This is a genomic window from Streptomyces sp. NPDC101776 (assembly GCF_044766845.1).
Lineage (GTDB): Bacteria > Actinomycetota > Actinomycetes > Streptomycetales > Streptomycetaceae > Streptomyces.
This window is the reverse complement of record NZ_JBIWMV010000016.1, coordinates 30,839-46,906: the sequence shown is the minus strand read 5'-3', so window position 1 is coordinate 46,906 and position 16,068 is coordinate 30,839. Positions and strand designations below refer to the sequence as shown.

10 protein-coding genes and 1 pseudogene are annotated in these 16,068 nt (G+C 68.1%); 10 read left to right on the top strand and 1 reads right to left on the bottom strand.

The features are described from left to right. Nucleotides 1-206 precede the first annotated feature (206 nt). From ACIRRY_RS36560 to ACIRRY_RS36545, 4 genes are all read left to right on the top strand, one after another. A complete protein-coding gene (locus ACIRRY_RS36560) occupies nucleotides 207-707 on the top strand; it encodes a TetR/AcrR family transcriptional regulator (RefSeq protein ID WP_403981589.1) in 501 nt (166 codons plus the stop codon). Between the two features lie 14 nt (nucleotides 708-721). Continuing rightward, nucleotides 722-1,072, top strand: a complete 351-nt coding sequence (locus ACIRRY_RS36555) for a hypothetical protein (protein WP_403981586.1) — start codon at nucleotides 722-724, stop codon at nucleotides 1,070-1,072. Nucleotides 1,073-1,086: 14 nt separating this feature from the next. Beyond that, nucleotides 1,087-2,115: an alpha/beta hydrolase gene (locus tag ACIRRY_RS36550; protein WP_403981584.1), complete on the top strand. Its 1,029-nt coding sequence runs from the start codon at nucleotides 1,087-1,089 to the stop codon at nucleotides 2,113-2,115. A 359-nt stretch (nucleotides 2,116-2,474) separates the two neighbouring features. Continuing rightward, nucleotides 2,475-3,368, top strand: coding sequence for a tyrosine-type recombinase/integrase (locus tag ACIRRY_RS36545; protein WP_403981582.1), 894 nt, complete (start codon nucleotides 2,475-2,477; stop codon nucleotides 3,366-3,368). A gap of 342 nt (nucleotides 3,369-3,710) precedes the next feature. Here the strand turns inward: ACIRRY_RS36545 and ACIRRY_RS36540 are convergent, their stop codons facing one another. After that, nucleotides 3,711-6,503: a DNRLRE domain-containing protein gene (locus ACIRRY_RS36540; RefSeq protein WP_403981580.1), complete on the bottom strand. Its 2,793-nt coding sequence runs from the start codon at nucleotides 6,501-6,503 to the stop codon at nucleotides 3,711-3,713. A gap of 441 nt (nucleotides 6,504-6,944) precedes the next feature. Between ACIRRY_RS36540 and ACIRRY_RS36535 the strand changes: the two genes are divergently transcribed. From ACIRRY_RS36535 to ACIRRY_RS36510, 6 genes and pseudogenes are all read left to right on the top strand, one after another. Next, on the top strand, nucleotides 6,945-7,943 hold the full coding sequence (locus ACIRRY_RS36535) for a LacI family DNA-binding transcriptional regulator (RefSeq protein WP_403982001.1): 999 nt from the start codon (nucleotides 6,945-6,947) through the stop codon (nucleotides 7,941-7,943). Nucleotides 7,944-8,058: 115 nt separating this feature from the next. Then, entirely contained in the window at nucleotides 8,059-11,025 is a 2,967-nt protein-coding gene (locus ACIRRY_RS36530) for a glycoside hydrolase family 2 TIM barrel-domain containing protein (protein WP_403981578.1), read from the top strand. Between the two features lie 66 nt (nucleotides 11,026-11,091). Then, nucleotides 11,092-12,402: an ABC transporter substrate-binding protein gene (locus ACIRRY_RS36525; RefSeq protein ID WP_403981575.1), complete on the top strand. Its 1,311-nt coding sequence runs from the start codon at nucleotides 11,092-11,094 to the stop codon at nucleotides 12,400-12,402. 100 nt (nucleotides 12,403-12,502) lie between these two features. Next, a complete protein-coding gene (locus ACIRRY_RS36520; RefSeq protein WP_403981573.1) occupies nucleotides 12,503-13,483 on the top strand; it encodes a carbohydrate ABC transporter permease in 981 nt (326 codons plus the stop codon). Then, complete coding sequence (locus tag ACIRRY_RS36515) at nucleotides 13,480-14,358, top strand: carbohydrate ABC transporter permease (RefSeq protein ID WP_403981570.1); 879 nt, start codon at nucleotides 13,480-13,482, stop codon at nucleotides 14,356-14,358. Before ACIRRY_RS36520 ends, ACIRRY_RS36515 begins: the two co-directional genes overlap by 4 nt. Nucleotides 14,359-14,403: 45 nt before the next feature. Next, a pseudogene (locus tag ACIRRY_RS36510) lies at nucleotides 14,404-15,907 on the top strand (alpha-N-arabinofuranosidase). The last annotated feature ends 161 nt before the right edge of the window (nucleotides 15,908-16,068 follow it).

Below are 16,068 nucleotides of genomic sequence, written 5' to 3'. Positions count from 1 at the left end.
TCAAACGCAATGACTGCCGCCAGATCTCCGAGACCCGCCAAGGAAGGAATCAATCGAACGAGGAAGTACTCCCTCAAGCGGCTCGACACGGCACAGCAGTCTGGAGACTGTCCCGCAACTGCTGGAAGACCGGGCCTTGAAGGGATCGGAGATTAAGGAACGATCGTTCTTGACTGATCGTTCCCCAACTGTCTAGTGTGGCGGTCATGGGCAGGCCAAGAGCATTCGACGAGGACGAAGCGGTGCGCGCCGCCGTGGATCTGTTCGGCGGGCGTGCGTATGACGGCGTGTCCGTCGATGACCTCGTCAGCCACCTCGGCGTGCACCGCAACAGCCTGTACAAGACGTTCGGCAGCAAACGCGGCCTCTACCTGATCGCTCTGCGCCGCCATCTCGCCGACGACGTCCGTCCCTTGCTCGACGCCCTCGCCGGCGCATCGGACACCGCGGACGCGCTGCGCCTCGTCACGACGGCCGACCTCCGCCTGCTCCTCCTCGCGGCGGTCGAACGCGCACCGGTCGACGAGGAGGTCGCCGGCGAGGTGAAGGCCGCGTTGGCCGCCGTCGACCAGGCGATCGCCGACGCGCTCGGCGTTCCCGCCGACCTGGCCGCCGCCCTCACCGCCGCCGCGCTGGGCATCATCCTGCGCGGCAACCCCGCAGGCGTCGCCACCGCGCTGACACAACACCTCGGCCCTCTCACCTGAAAAAGGAACCCGACATGGCACTGATACGTATCGACGGCGACGACCTCGTGGTCGAGATCGAGGGTCTCGACAAGCTCTGGTCCTTCAAGGGCAGTCTGACCATCCCGCTCGCCAACGTCCGCGGCGCGACCGCCGACCCCGGTATCGCCGCCGAACCCAAGGGGATCCGAACGGCGGGCTCCCACGTCCCCGGTGTGATCACCGCGGGCACCTTCCGTCAGCATGGTGAGAAGGTCTTCTGGGACGTCAGGGATCCGTCGAAGGCCGTCGTGGTCGAACTCGCCGACGAGAAGTACGCACGCCTGATCGTCCAGGTCGACGACCCCCGCGCGACGGTTGCCCTGGTCGAAAACGCCCTGGTCTGAAAGGAGGTAGGCCAATGTTTCGCCACTTGGCAGCGGCTTTGATGGCACTGGCCGTCGTCACCGCCACCCCGGCTGAGGCGACGCCCGGTCTTGTCCCTGCCACTGACCGCGAGGTCGTCTTCACGGCCGACGGTACAATCGTGTACGGCACCCTGCACGTTCCCGAGCATCATGCCGGGCAACGGCTGCGGGCGGCACTGCTCCTGCCCGGCAGCGGACCCACCGACCGCGACGGCAACCAACCGCCCGCATCCTCACCAGACACCCTGGCACAGTTGGCCGACGCGCTCGACGGGGACGGAATCGCCACGCTGCGGTTCGACAAGTACGGCACAGGCCGCACCGGACTCGGCGCCTACCGGGACCACCCGGAAGGACTCGACTACCCAGCATTCGTCCGCCAGGCACGGGCCGCCTACATGGCATTGCGCGATCAGCCGGAGACCGACCCGCACGAACTGCTGCTCGTCGGGCACAGCGAGGGCGCGATGACGGGACTGCTGCTGGGTGGCACCGTCCGCCCGCGCCCGGCCGGCCTGGTGCTGCTGCAACCGCAGGCGATCCGCATGCTGGACCTGGTCGCGCTCCAACTCAAGGCCCAGATCGCCGAAGCGACCCGGCAGGGCCAGTTCACCCCGGAGCAGCAACACGCGGTCAACGAGGCCGTCGACGCTGCCGTCGCCTCCCTGCGCGAACACCGACCGGTCGACGCCACCGACCTGCCCGCCGCGATCGCCCGGCTCTTCGAGGCGTTCCAAGGCCCCAACGCCCGGTTCGTGCTGAGCGATGACGCCGTCTACCCACCGGACACCGCCGCCGCGCTCCGGCCGGGAACCAAGGTGCTGCTGACGTGCGGCACGAACGACGCCCAGGTCCCCTGCATCACAACGAACGCCCTGACGACCGCCCTGCGTCACGCGCATGCCGGTGGACCGGGCCGAGTGACGCTGCCGGGAGTGGACCATCTGCTGCACGACGCCGACCACCCGGACACGCTCGCGCCGCCCGTACTCGACGCCCTGCGCCGGTTCGCTCGACACTGACGCCAGCGACTGGACGACCGAGGGGTCCTGAACGGGTTCGTGTGGAAGTTCCGCACCGGGACTGCCTGGCTGGATGTTCCGACTGCCGCCAATTGCATCAGATGCGAATTGGCGACGGTATGCGAACCGGTCCCAGACAGGGCATCAAACGCCGTGTGGCTCTGTGGAGTTGGGCGCCTGCATTACCGGTGACGATAGCGGGCGGCGGGGGCCTGTTGCTACATACCCAGGGGGCTGACCTGCGGGTCCTCTGGCGACTCGCATGGGATGCGGTTTTCTCGCATCTGATGCGAGTCACGGAGAGTGGTGGACCAGTGGGGACCAACGGGCCGATACCAGGTGCGGCGAGACTGCTCCTGGTGGACGGGGTCGCGCTGCTGCAGCCAGAGGAACAGGTCTTCACGGCGATGCTGACCGGGTTCGCCAATCAGCAGCTGGCGCGGAACCTGGCCCGCACGACCGTGGAAGGCCGGGAGAACACAGTGAAGGCGTTCATCGCGTACGTGAACACCTACCCGTGGAACTGGACGCCGGCGATGGTCGACGAATGGCTTGGTGACCTGCGCTCACTGCGCGATCTGAAGCGCTCGACGATCCGGTCGTACTCCGAGGCGGTCCGGTCCTTCTGCCACTTCGTGACCGACCCTCTCTATGAATGGACCGCGACCTGCGAGGAGCGTTTCGGCACTCACCCGGTCCAGGTGGTACGCGAGTGGAACACTGCGGTGCACGTCCAGGACAACGGGTCCGACCCGAAGAAGCGCGCGTTCACCAAGGCTGAACTGCATGCCTTCTTCGCCCACTGCGACGACGAGGTCGCCCGCATCCGCTCACTTGGCCGCAAGGGCTGGCTGCCTGCGTTCCGCGACGCCACCGTCTTCAAGACCGCCTACGCCTACGGAACCCGGCGCAACGAGACACGGATGCTCGACGCGGCCGACTTCGGCCGGAATCCGCACGGGGTCGAGTTCGGCGAGTTCGGCCGGTGCCAGGTGCGGTTCGGAAAGGCCAAGAAGGGCTCGCCGCCCAAGCGCCGCGGAGTACTCACGGTGTTCGACTGGACCCCTGACGTCCTGGACGAGTGGTTCACCGAGGTCCGGCCCCAGTTCGGGATCGACGGCAATCCGGCCGCCTGGCCGTCCGAGCGGGGCCTGCGGATCGGCTGCCAGCGGATCAACTCCCGTTTCAAGGCATACCGCGAGGCCCTCGGTTTGGACGACGGCCTGGACTTCCACTCGCTGCGAAGGTCTTAGAGGTCCTAACAGAGGGTGTGTCAATTTAACGACACTCCCACCTTGCCGGGACAAAACGCCTCTTTGGGCCGTGTTTGAGAAGTCGGTGATCTGGCTGGTTGGCCGTCCCGGAGTAGTGGCGGCCCCATCAAGATGGTGACGTCGCGGGTGATGTCGTTGATGCTGGTCGAGGTGATGGCCTCGTGCTCGTTTCGGGTGGGGGCACGGCGGACGACCTCGTGGCCGTTTTCGTCCAGGACGCCGACCAGGCGAACCAGATGAGGTCGTCCACAGCGGTGGACGGCGGAGACGGACGGTTGCGGCCGGCCTGCCCCCAAGGGGACGGACCGGCCGCGAAGGGGTCTACGGGGTCACGGTCACCCCGGGTGCCATTTCGGCGGTCCCGTTGGTGAGCTTCCCGGAGCCGATGGCGCCTTCGGAGCTGACGAAGCGCAGCTCGTGGTTGGTGCCCCCCGCGTTGCCGACGGCGAGCAGGAGCGTGGACTGACCTGCCGTGTAGGCGTTCTGGACGAAGGAGGTGATGTCGACGGTGATGTCGCGGCCGTCCACGGGGTTGGCCTGGTGGTTCCCGCTGCCCTCGGCGACGACGGTCGAACCGAGGTTGAAGGTGGCCGACTTGGCGACGGAGGAGGTCGTGGCGGTGAAGCTCGGCCGGTTCTGCCAGGTCATCGTGGAGACCGGGCAGGACGTACCGCCGCCGGTGCAGGTGGTGTCGGTGACGGGTTGCACGAGGAGTTGGTCGGTGTCGGTCGACGGGACCGTCGCATAGCGGTGGCCGACGTAGGTGAGATGGAGTGTCGCCTGGCTCGGTGCCCTGGTGAGGCTGCTGAGGGGGAACTGGATGTAGGAGAGCTTTCCGTCACCGGACCCTGTGGTGTACTGCTCGCCCACCAGTCCGACGCCGGTGTTGCGGGTGATGAGGGTCAGGTCGGAGGAGTTGTTCTTGGTCTGGTCACCGGTCCACGCACCCACCCAGGTTTCGCCGTTGGTGAGGGAGCCGGGCTTGACGTTCCGGGTCTGGCCGTTCGCGTCCGTGTAGGTGGTGGTCAGCGTGCCGATCCCGCTCGGCGCCAGCGGGAACTGGCTGGTGTATTCGACGGGTTGGTTCGCGACGCTGAGGTTGTTCAGCGTCACGTTCGTGGTGCCGTTCAACGGGCTGCTCGTCTCCTGCTGCGAGAACCACACGTTGTCGAGCTTGAAGGTGCTGATCGGGGTCTTGGTGTACGTGTACGTGGTGCCCGAACCGTCGGGGTTGGCGGCGAACCCGTAGGTCGCCTGGTCGTCGGCGGTGATGGTCTGGGTGGATCCGTTGCCGCCGTTGAGCCTGATCGGTCCCGACGGGTACCGGGAGGTGTCGAACGAGCTGTTCTTGATCACGATGCTCGAGATGCGCGGGTACGGCTTGGGGCTGTTCTGCGTGAAGATGCCGCCGGCCCCCTGCGAGATGGAGTTGAAGTTGTCGAACGTGTAGTTGTTGAGTTTGTATCCCCACGAACTCCAGCCGATGCGGATCGAGTTGCCGGCACCAGAGGACCAGCTCAGCGTGTCGCTGACCGATATGTTCTTCGAGTCCGCGTTGTCCCAGTGGTAGCTGTCGAACCCGAGCTCGTCGGCGACGGCGTCGTGGGCACCCACCGCGTTGGCATAGCCCTGGATGTCGGGGGTGGCGGTGCCGAGCGCGAAGTTGCCCCACACACTGGAGGCCATCGGGGTGAATCCGTCGCTGGGGTTGTAGTGGCCGGAGGCGAACGCGTCGTCGTTGCCGAGGGTGAAGACGCCGTTGGCGGTGATGTCCTGGCCGCTCGCGAAGTCCGTCCCGTCGATCCACGGCTGGGGGTACGGGGTGAGGCCCTTGATGTTGTTGAACGTCACCCTCTTGGCGGTGTGGGTCTCCCAGTTCCACTGCTTCGAGTCGCGCAGGTAGGTTTCGTTGAACGTGATGTCCGACGAGTGCATGACCATGACGCCGCCCTGGTGCACGCTGCGGTAGGCGTCGTGCGAGTCCATGCGGTAGTTCGCCACGCCGTTGCCGTCGATGATGCCGCGGCCGTCGATTTCGATGTTGCTCGAGTTGATGATCCCGGCCGCCGGCTCGAACGCCTCCATGAACCCCTGGATGCGGTTCTTCAGCAGGGCCCCTTCACCGGTGTAGATCTTCAGCTTGCCGCCCTTGAGCTTGCTGCCGTCCACGCCGTTGACCAGGAGACCGGACGACACGTATGTGCCGTTCGGGAAGTAGAGCGTGTTGAGCGCCGTGGGGTTGGCTTTGATGGTGTCGATGGCGGCCTTCAGGGCGAACGTGACGTCGTCGGCGGCCATGACCCGCACATTCGGGTACCGCACATTGGTGCTGCTCGCGCTCACCAGGGTCCCGGCCGAGCTCTTCTGACCGGCGGGTATGGCGGTGCCGTTGACGGTCTTGCCGGCCATGGAGCTCGTCGTCGCCGCGGGAGCCTGCTGCGCCGTGCTGTTCGGGTGTGCCGCGAGGTACTTCACCGCGAACTGCTGGAAGTTGAGGACACCGGTCTGCAGGTTGACGCCGGAACCGTCCGGTGCGCTCGTGGTGTCCGGACGCTGCGCCGGGTCTTCCAGAGGGTCGTTGATGACCGCCAGGTAGGGCTGTCCCGTCACGCTGGTCGAGTCGCCGTTGACCATCACGATCGCTTGGTTCAACCCGGCGGCGGCTGACATCTGGAACGTCAGGGTGTGCTTGTCCGTGCTCACCGAGATGCTGCTGGACGGGTAGTAGCGTTCCGGGTAGACGTGCACCGTGTCGATCGTGGTGCTGGGCAGCGTGACCGTGATCGTCGGTGTCCGGGAGTCCGACGCGAAGCGCGCGATGTCGAAGTTGTTGCGGTTCGCGGTGTACCGCACAGCCTGGACGGGCGTGCCGGCGACTTGCACCTGGTACTTGGTGGACGCCTGGTCCGGGGACGTCGTCGTACCGCCTCCCACGCCCGTCGCTGCGTAGGTGTGGACGGTGGTGGCGGCGTGTGCGGGGGCGATGCTGGTGAGCATGAGGCTCGCCGCCGCGATGGTGGCGCCGGCAGCGGCCGCGATGAGGCGTTTCACCCGCGAGCCGCGGCGCGCCGGGGCGGGGTTCGGGTCGGCGTCGCCGCCGGCTGGTCTGGTCATGTCTGTCTCTCCTAGGACGAGACCTCTCCAGGTCTGTTCAGGCGCTGGCCGCCTGCTGGAGGGGGCGCGGAGCATGCGTGACGCCGCGGCCGGAGCGCGGCCGTGGCCGTCGCGACCGAGAGGACCACCCCGACGCACCGAGCGCGGGAGCGCGAGGTGACATCGAGTGTTGTTGCGCGCGGTGGGCCAGGGGGCCCCACTTCGTGGATCGATCCATGGAAGTGGCGTGGCGGGGACGTTACTGCCGCATTTCCGAAACCGTCAATGCTCCGTGCACGCCAAGTCGCGGAAACACCCCCTACCCACTGATCATGCCCTCGCCATGCTCTGTAACGGCTGGATCACGGCCGCGACGCGAGGCCTTGCCCTGCTGGGACAGTCGCCCTACAGTGACGCCACTTTCGTGGATCGATAAAAGTTTTGGGAGTCGACGTGGTGACGATGGCGGATGTGGCCACGAGGGCGGGAGTCACCAAGCAGACCGTCTCCAATGTGGTGTCCGGCAAAAAGGTACGGCCGGAGACCCTGGCGAAGGTGAACAAGGCGATCTCCGAACTCGGCTACAAGCCGAACCTGGTGGCGCGCTCACTGAGGACCGGCAGCACCTCGACCGTGGGCCTGTTCGTGCCGCGGGTGGCCAACGCGTTCTATTCGGAAGTGGTCGAGGAGGTGGAGAACGTGCTGGTCGGCCATGGGTACAACCTGCTGCTTGCCACGACCCGCGACGACCCCGACTACACCCGGGTCCACCTGGAGAACCTCGCCGCGCGTTCGGTGGACGCACTGCTGGTCGCCGGGGACAACGCCGTCGAACAACAGTTGCCGATGCTCGTCGAGGCCGCCTTCCCCGTCGTGCTGTGCGCCTGGGAGGGAGACGCGCCCACCACGCTGCCCGTGGTGTCCATCGACTACGAGCACGCCGGGTTACTGGCCGGACGCTACCTGCGGGATCTCGGCCACCGGAACGTCGCGGTGATCGCCGATCTCCCCGCGCACTCGCCGCGGGTACGTGGGTTGCGCCGGGCGTTCGCCGACGACGGGCTGACCATCGACGACCGCCAGGTGTTCGCCTGCACCAGAGACGACGCGGCGGGCGGATTCGCCGCGAGCTCCGCGGCGCTGGAGGCCGACCCGGACGTCACGGCGATCTTCGCCACGCACGACATCCTGGCCGTCGGTGCCATAGAGGCGGTCGTCCGGTCGGGACGGCGGGTCCCCGACGACATCAGCATCGTCGGCTTCGACGACATCGCCCAGGTCGGACAGATCAAGCCGGCGCTGACCACGGTCACCTTCCCGAAGCGGGAGATGGCGCAGCAGGCCGTCGAACTGCTGCTGCGCGCCGTCGACTCCGGCCGGCCGCCGACCAACGTACTGACACTGCTGCGCTCGACCCTGACCATCCGGGACAGCAGCGGCCCACCACCGGCGCGCGGGTAGACCTGCACACCACCCCTGTGACCGGACCTGCGCACGACCCCTGTGAGGCGACGGCCGATCCTGCCTCGCCCCCGGCCGTCACCGTCACGAGTTCCGAGAGAAAGCACCTCCACTGATGAAAGACCTCGACTCCGACGCCTACGTCGAAGACCGGTCGCCGGGCACCGGACGGCTGCGGCCGCGCGCCGCGTTCGCCACCGGCCTGCCCACGATCGCGCTCGACGGCGACTGGAGATTCCGGCTGGCGTCAGGGCTGGACGACCTCACCGGGGACTTCGCCGCGCCGGACTTCGACGACACCTCCTGGGACCTGCTCGCCGTACCGTCCTGCTGGCAGATGAACGGCCTGCCCGGCGAGCCGCGCTACGGCACGCCCGCTTACACCAACATCCTCTACCCGTTCCCGGTCGACCCACCGCGGGTCCCCCGGGAGAACCCGACCGGCGAGTACCGCCGCGAGTTCGACGTACCGGACAGGTTCCCGGCATCGGCCGCGGTGCTCCGGTTCGAGGGCGTCGACTCCGCGTTCGCGGTGTGGGTCAACGGGATCCGGCTCGGCGACGGCAAAGGCAGCCGGCTGGCCACCGAGTTCGATGTCTCTGCCGCTCTGCGGCCCGGCCGGAACGTACTCGCGGTGCGCGTGCACCAGTGGTCGTCCGGCAGCTACCTGGAGGACCAGGACATGTGGTGGTTGTCCGGGATCTTCCGGTCGGTGTCCGTGGCCGCCCGCGGCGTCGAGGACTTCTTCGTCCACGCCGCCTACGACCACACGACCGGGCAGGGCACCCTGGCCATCGACGTCACCGCCCCTGCCCGGGTGTTCCTGTCGGTGCCCGAGCTCGGCATATCCGCCGCCGATCCGGCCGGCCCGCACATGATCGACGGCGTCGAGCCCTGGTCGGACGAGCAGCCGCGCCTCTATGCGGGGGAACTGGTCTGCGAAGCCGGGGAGCGGATACCGCTGCGCATCGGCTTCCGCACCGTGGCCGTCGCGGACGGCGTCCTGACCGCGAACGGCAGGCCGATCTCCCTGCGGGGCGTCAACCGCCACGAATGGCATCCGCTGACGGGGCGGACCCTGACCGAGGACACCATGCTGACCGACGTGCTGCTCATGAAGCAGCACAACATCAACGCGGTACGCACCAGCCACTACCCGCCCGACCACCGTTTCCTGGACCTGTGCGACGAGCACGGTCTGTGGGTGTTCTGCGAGGGCGACCTGGAGACGCACGGCTTCGAACCCGGCGGCTGGCGGCGCAACCCCAGCGACGACCCCGCCTGGCGCGAGGCCTACCTGGACCGGACCGCGCGGCTGGTGGAGCGCGACAAGAACCATCCCTCGGTCATCGTCTGGTCGCTGGGGAACGAGTCCGGTACCGGAGCCAACCTGGCCGCCGCGGCCGCATGGATCCGACAGCGCGACGACAGCCGCCTGATCCACTACGAGGGCGACTGGGCGAGCTGCGCGTACGTCGACCTGTACTCGCGTATGTACATCGGCGTGGACGAGCTGTCCGCCGTGGGACGCGGCCAGGAGGCACCTACAGCTGATCCGGCCGACGACGCACACCGCCGCGCCCTGCCCGCCGTGCTGTGCGAGTACGGACACGCCATGGGCACCGGCCCCGGCGGGCTGTCCGAGTACCAGCAGGTCATCGAGGCACATCCGCGCCTGGCCGGTGGATTCATCTGGGAGTGGATCGACCACGGGATCGTCCGGCTCACCGGGCAGGACGACCCCCACTCGTTCTACGCCTACGGCGGCGACTTCGGCGAAGAGGTACACGACGGCAACTTCGTCGCCGACGGACTGCTCTTCCCCGACCGCACGCCGTCGCCTGGCCTGACCGAGTACAAGAAGGTCATCGAACCGGTCCGGATCCGCATCGACCCGGCGACGCGGCAGATCAGCGTGCACAACCTGCACCACGTCCGCGACAGTGGCTACCTGGAATTCCGGTGGACCGTCGAGGACGGCGGCGAGCCGACGGGCTCCGGCGGCCTCACCGTGCCCGCGACCGCTCCGGGTACGACGACAACCCTCGCATGGCCCGCCGACGTCAGCGCCGCGCTCGACGCGGCGCGCAAGAACGACTCCGGCCACGAGGTGTGGCTGACCGTGACCGCGGCACTCGCCGCCGACGAGACCTGGGCCGGGGCCGGCCACGAGATCGCCTGGGCCCAGGGACTGGTCGCGGCTTCGGCCGCCTCGCCCGTCCCGTTCACCCCGGCACCGGCGATCGCCCACGACGGGTACATCGCACTGGGTCCCGCGCGGTTCGACGCCCGCACCGGGACGCTGACACGGCTCGGTGACCTGGAGCTCGACGGCCCCAGGCTGGACATCTGGCGGGCCCCGATCGACAACGACCTGCTCAACGCCTTCGGCGAGCCGCAGGCCGACGCCTGGTTCGCCGCCGGACTGCACCGGATGCGCCACGACGTCCTGAGTGTCGAGCCCGACGTGTCGGGACTCACGGTCATCGCCCGCCTCGCCGCCGCGGGGTCCTCGTCCGGCCTCGGCGTGGTCTGCCACTGGACGGCCTGCGACACGCCGCATGCGGACCAGGCCCGGCTCCGGCTGGAAACCGTCGTCACCCCCGACGGCCCGTGGCCGATGCCGCTGCCCCGACTGGGCGTAGCGATGTCGCTACCCGGCACCGACGCCGACGTCGAGTGGTTCGGCCCCGGTCCCGGTGAGGCGTACCGCGACTCCCGCGCCGCGGCTCGCGTCGGCCGCCACCGCTCGACCGTCTCGGCGATGCAGATCCCTCAGGTTCGCCCGCAGGAGAACGGCAACCGCCACCAAGTCCGCCGCGCCAGGATCACCACCCCGGCCGGCACCCTGCTCATCACCGGCGACCCGGTCATCGACCTGACCGTTCGCCCCTGGAGCACCGAAGCCCTGGCCGCCGCGGCCCACCAGCACGACCTGGTCCTCGACGGCCGACTCCATCTGCACCTCGACCACGCGCACCACGGTCTGGGCAGCGCGGCCTGCGGTCCGGGCCCGTCGGCACCGGACGTCCTGGCCGCGGTCACCACCGCGTTCGGCGTGGAGTTCGGCACCTGCCGGTAGGCGGGCCTAGCCCGCCCGCCCACCGGCCATCCAGCAAGTCCGCCTCTGTCACAGAAGGTTCCTCACATGAACAGCACCACCATACGCACCCGCAGACTCCTGACGATCACCACCGCGGCGCTCCTCGTGGCCGGCCTCGGCGCGTGCAGCAGCACCAAGAGCACCTCCGGCAACACGGAGAAGAGCCAGGCCGGGCCGGTGAAGATGGAGTTCTGGGGCTGGGCCGGCTACGAGAAGATCGTCGACCAGTGGAACGCCTCCCACCCGAACGCCAAGGTCACCTTCAAGAAGATCCCGTCGGGCGGCACGGGCGGCTACACCCAGATCAGCAACGCGATCACCGCCGGGCAGGGCCCGTGTCTGGCCCAGATCGAGTACCAGGCCATCCCGTCCATGCTCGTGAAGAACACGGTCATGGACATCACGAAGTACGCGAGCGCCGACATGGCCAAGTACGCCCCGTCGGCGGTCTCCTCCTCCAGCGTCGGCGGCAAGATCTACGGCATCCCGGTGGACGTCGGCCCGATGGTCCTCTTCTACCGCAGCGACCTGTTCGCCAAGTACGGCATCACCAAGCCGCCGGCCACCTGGGCCGAGTACAAGGCCGACGCCGAAAAGGTCGCCGCCGCCGATCCGAGCGTGAAGTTCGGCAACGCGCCCAGCGAGGGCAACGATCTGGCGGCCTACACCCTGCAGACCGGCCAGTCCTGGTACTCGGTCAAGGGAGACAGCTGGACCGTCAGCATCGACAACCCCGGCACCCGCAAGGTCGCCGAGTTCTGGGAGGGCCTGAAGGACAAGGGCCTGGTGCAGAAGTCCGGCAACGCCTGGGACCCGAAGTTCGACAAGGCCGCCACCGCCGGCAAGGTGCTGACGTTCGTCAACGCGTCCTGGGCCGCCGGCGGCCTGAAGTCCGACCTGAAGGGCCTGTCCGGCAAGTGGCGGGTCGCCCCGATGCCGACCTGGGCGGCCGGCGACGGCAAGAGCTCCAGCAACGGCGGCTCGGCCACCTCGGTCATGAGCGGGTGCAAGACGCCCGACGAAGCCGCGAAGTTCGCCGATTTCATGTCCAGTGACCCGCAGGCCGTGAAGACGGGCATCGAAAGCGGGCTGTACCCGGCGTCGAAGGCCGGACAGGAAGACCCGTCGCTCACGGGAGGTGACCCGTACTTCGGCGGCCAGAAGGTCGGCGACGTGTACAAGGCCTCCGCCGCGCAGGTGCCCAGCACCTGGACCAACGGCCCGACCTATCAGCAGGTCCAGACGGACCTCACCGGCGCCATGGGCAAGGGCACCCTGCCGGACGCGGTCACCGAGGTCCAGGCCTCGACGGTCGCCGCGATCAAGAAGCTCGGACTGTCGGTGACCAACGGCTGAGGCAGCGGGACCCCAGCCGCCCCGAAGAGTTCCCGCGGCCGCCGGTACCCGGCGCCGCGGGGACCCGCTCCCTGACGACGAACCGCCCAGCGAGGTCTCCATGAGCAGTCCCAGCAGCACCGACACCGCGTCACCGCCGCGGTCCGTGCCCGCGGTCACCCCCCGCAACTCCCCTGCCGGTCGGCGTCGGCGCGCAGGCCGCCGTACCGCGTTGACCGCGTCGGGTTTCCTGGCGCCGTTCGCGGTGCTCTTCCTGACCATGATGGTCGCGCCGATCTGTTACGCGATCTACCAGAGCTTCTTCACCGTCCACCGCAGCGGGCTGTTCGGCGGTGCGCAGTCCACGGAGTTCGCGGGACTGTCCAACTACGCCGCCGCCTTCAGCGACCACGACTTCACCGCGTCGATCGTCCGGGTCGTGCTGCTGGGCTGCGTCCAGGTCCCGGTCATGCTCGGCCTGGCCCTCCTGCTCGCGCTCCTGCTCGACTCCCGCTCGGCCCGGCTGCGGAAGACCTACCGGCTCACGTTCTTCCTGCCCTACGCGCTGCCGGGTGCGATCGCCGCGTTGATGTGGTCCTTCCTCCTGGCGAAAGACCTCTCGCCGTTCACCGGACCGCTGTCCCACCTCGGGATCGACGTCGACTTCCTGTCGCCGTCGTGGGTCCCGTTCTCGATCGGGAACATGATCACGTGGGGCTGGACCGGCTACAACATGCTGATCATCTACTCCGCGCTGCAGACGATCCCGGCGGAGGTGATGGAGGCCGCCGCGCTCGACGGCTGCACCGGATGGCGCCTGGCGTGGGCGGTGAAGATCCCGCTGGTACGTCCCGCGCTGGTACTGACCACGATCTTCTCCATCATCGGGACGGCGCAGCTGTACACCGAGCCGGCGGTGCTGGTCAGTGCGCGCATCCCGGGCGTCGACCCGAAGTTCTCCCCGATCATGAACGCGACCCTGGGCATGGACGTGGGCGGCCAGAACCTGGCCGCCGCCCAGTCCGTCGTGCTCGCGGTGATCACCCTCGTGCTCTCGTTCGGCTTTCTCAAGTACAACCAGCGCAAGGGAGCGATGGCATGAGCGTGATCTCGGTCGGCCGACCGACTCGACCGGCCCGCCGCGGCACGGACATGGCGAGCAAGGTCGTCGTCAACGGCATGCTGGGCCTGATGGCCCTGTACACCATGATCCCGCTGTGGTGGCTGTTCGTCTCCGCGACCAAGGCCTCGGGCTACCTCTACACCGGTACGCCGCTGTGGTTCTCTCACTTCGACCTGGTCACCAACGTCAGAGACGTGTTCACCTTCGAGGGCGGCATCTACCCCACCTGGCTCGCCAACAGCGCGCTGTACAGCTTCGTCGGCGCCACCGTCGGCACCCTGCTGTCCGCGATGGGCGGCTACGCGCTGTCCAAGTTCAGCTTCCGCGGCCGGGAAAGCGTGTTCAACGTCGTCCTGGCCTCGGTTCTCATCCCGGCGCCGATGTTCGCCCTGCCGTTGTTCCTGCTCATGGCCAAGCTCGACATCACCAACTCCTACTGGTCGGTTCTGCTGCCCAGCTGTGTCAGCCCGTTCGGCGTCTACCTGTGCCGGATCTTCGCCGCGGCGTCCGTCCCGGACGAACTCCTTGAGGCCGCACGGCTCGACGGAGCAGGCGAACAGCGCACCTTCTTCCGGATCGCCCTGCCGCTGATGTCCCCGGCACTGGTGACCGTCTTCCTGTTCCAGTTCGTCGGCATCTGGAACAACTACCTGCTGCCCTCGCTCATGCTCAACTCCTCCTCACTGCAGCCCGTCACGGTGGGCCTGGTGCAGTGGCGCGCGGAGTTCGCCAGCGGAGTCCCGCCGCTGCTGCCGATCACCGGTGCGTTCCTGTCGCTGATCCCCCTGCTCGTCGCCTTCATCAGCCTCCAGCGGTTCTGGCGCAAGGGCCTGACCGCAGGCGCCGTCAAATAGCACGTCCGCTGCCCACCCCGTCCCGCACTGCAAAGGACTACCGCATTGCCCCGCGCCCACATCGAACTCGACAGGCGGGCCGTCATCGCCCCCGTCCGGCGCCGTACCTTCGGCTCGTTCGTCGAACACCTTGGCCGCTGCGTGTACACCGGGCTCTACGAGCCGGAACACCCGAGCGCGAACGACGAAGGGTTCCGCATGGACGTCGTCGCGCTCGTCAGGGAGCTCGGCAGCACGACCATCCGCTACCCAGGCGGCAACTTCGTCTCCGGGTTCCGCTGGGAGGACTCGGTCGGCCCGCGTGACAAGCGCCCGGTGCGCCGCGACCTCGCCTGGCACTCGCTGGAGTCGAACCAGGTCGGCCTGGACGAGTTCGCCCGCTAGCTCAAGCTCACCGACTCCGAACTGATGCTCGCGGTGAACCTCGGCACGCGGGGCATCCAGCCCGCCCTGGACCTGCTCGATCGAGTACGCCAACCACCCGTCCGGTACGGCGCTGTCGGATCTGCGTATCGCCAACGGCAGCCCGGAACCGCACAACGTGCGCATGTGGTGCCTCGGCAACGAGATGGACGGGCCGTGGCAGACCGGCTTCCTGACGGCCGACGACTACGGCAAGATCGCCGCCCGTACCGCCGCCGCGATGAAGATGGCCGACAAAGACCTCGAACTCGTCGCCTGCGGCTCCTCCGGGTCCGGCATGCCGACCTTCGGCGACTGGGAACGCATGGTGCTGGAGCACACCTACGACCACGTCGACTACGTCTCCTGCCACGCCTACTACCAGGAGCACGACGGCGACCTCGGCTCCTTCCTCGCCTCGGCGACCGACATGGACTACTTCATCGACACCGTCGTCGCGACCGCCGACCACGTGGGCTACAAGAAGCGCTCCAGCAAGAAGATCAACATCTCGTTCGACGAGTGGAACGTCTGGTACCAGAAGGAGCACCACGAGTCCGACGAGGTCAACGACGAGTGGCGGCACGCCCCCCGGCAGTTGGAGGACGTCTACTCGGTGGCGGACGCCGTCGTCGTCGGCAACCTGCTGATGACCCTCCTCAAGCACAGCGACCGCGTCACCTCCGCATCGCTCGCGCAACTCGTCAACGTGATCGCGCCGATTATGACCGAGCCCGGCGGCCCCGCCTGGCGGCAGACCACCTTCCACCCGTTCTCGATCACGAGCCGGCTCGCCTCCGGCGAGGTGATCCGGCCCCTGATCCAGGCACCGGTGTACGACACCGCACGCCACGGTGAGGCATCCGTCATCGACGCCGTCGCCACCGCCGACGAGGACCGGGCCGCGGTCTTCCTCGTCAACCGCGACCTGCACGAGCCCGCGCTGGTCACGATCGACGTCCGGAGCCTCGGCTCGACGCACGTCACAGAGGCGGTCACGCTCGCCGACGCCGACGTGTACGCCAAGAACACGCTCGCGGAACAGAACCGCGTGACCCCGGTCCCGAACACGACCGCGAAGCTCGCCGACGGCGTGCTCACCGTCGAACTGCCACCGGTGTCGTGGACCGCCATCGCGCTTGACTGAGTACCGCGACTGTCGACGGCGTCCAGTGTCGTCGCAACACCCCAGCTCAGGGGATGCGTTGGACTAGGCCGTGTTTTAGACCCAGCCGCTACACATCTGCACCAGGCCCCTGGCACGGCATCCCTGCCGGGACGGGCGAGCGCCTGCCTCCTACTCGATTC

Excerpts from the sequence above, each read along its gene's own strand:
- ACIRRY_RS36560 (WP_403981589.1), top strand. The coding sequence starts at position 207 with ATGGGCAGGCCAAGAGCATTCGACGAGGACGAAGCGGTGCGCGCCGCC.
- ACIRRY_RS36555 (WP_403981586.1), top strand. The coding sequence starts at position 722 with ATGGCACTGATACGTATCGACGGCGACGACCTCGTGGTCGAGATCGAG.
- ACIRRY_RS36550 (WP_403981584.1), top strand. The coding sequence starts at position 1,087 with ATGTTTCGCCACTTGGCAGCGGCTTTGATGGCACTGGCCGTCGTCACC.
- ACIRRY_RS36540 (WP_403981580.1), bottom strand. The coding sequence starts at position 6,503 with ATGACCAGACCAGCCGGCGGCGACGCCGACCCGAACCCCGCCCCGGCG.
- ACIRRY_RS36535 (WP_403982001.1), top strand. The coding sequence starts at position 6,945 with ATGGCGGATGTGGCCACGAGGGCGGGAGTCACCAAGCAGACCGTCTCC.
- ACIRRY_RS36530 (WP_403981578.1), top strand. The coding sequence starts at position 8,059 with ATGAAAGACCTCGACTCCGACGCCTACGTCGAAGACCGGTCGCCGGGC.
- ACIRRY_RS36525 (WP_403981575.1), top strand. The coding sequence starts at position 11,092 with ATGAACAGCACCACCATACGCACCCGCAGACTCCTGACGATCACCACC.
- ACIRRY_RS36520 (WP_403981573.1), top strand. The coding sequence starts at position 12,503 with ATGAGCAGTCCCAGCAGCACCGACACCGCGTCACCGCCGCGGTCCGTG.
- ACIRRY_RS36515 (WP_403981570.1), top strand. The coding sequence starts at position 13,480 with ATGAGCGTGATCTCGGTCGGCCGACCGACTCGACCGGCCCGCCGCGGC.